Below are 329 nucleotides of genomic sequence, written 5' to 3'. Positions count from 1 at the left end.
CATGAGAGCACTATAGCTGTCATTATTCATCCAACGGATCATCTGAACCGGCTTGGCTCTTTTGATGGTGGTGGTAATGGCATCAAGAGCTGCACGGTCCCCAAACTCTTCTGGAAACAACACCCCGTGAATGGTTTTGGGATCATTGCCATAGCCGGTAAATTGCAAACTGGGAGACCTGCCAAAACGCTCTAGGCAAACCCATGAGGCGGAAAACTCTTCCTCAAAGGATTGGAAATTCAGCCAGTCCACATAAAAAAGATGTGGACCTAACATCAACAAAGGATCTCTCATAGGCTCCCTCCCATTGATTGTATCCCTTCCAGCAC

At 47.4% G+C, this 329-nt stretch carries 1 protein-coding gene; it reads right to left on the bottom strand.

The features are described 5' to 3' along the window. A partial coding sequence (locus BN338_RS09890; RefSeq protein WP_039761955.1) for a phage tail protein occupies positions 1-294 on the bottom strand: 294 nt, incomplete at its 3' end. Between the last annotated feature and the right edge of the window lie 35 nt (positions 295-329).

The sequence above is a fragment of the Bartonella queenslandensis AUST/NH15 genome, from assembly GCF_000312585.1.
Taxonomy (GTDB): Bacteria; Pseudomonadota; Alphaproteobacteria; order Rhizobiales; family Rhizobiaceae; genus Bartonella; species Bartonella queenslandensis_A.
Note: the sequence above shows the minus strand (reverse complement) of the source record. Positions and strands in the feature narration are given on the sequence as shown.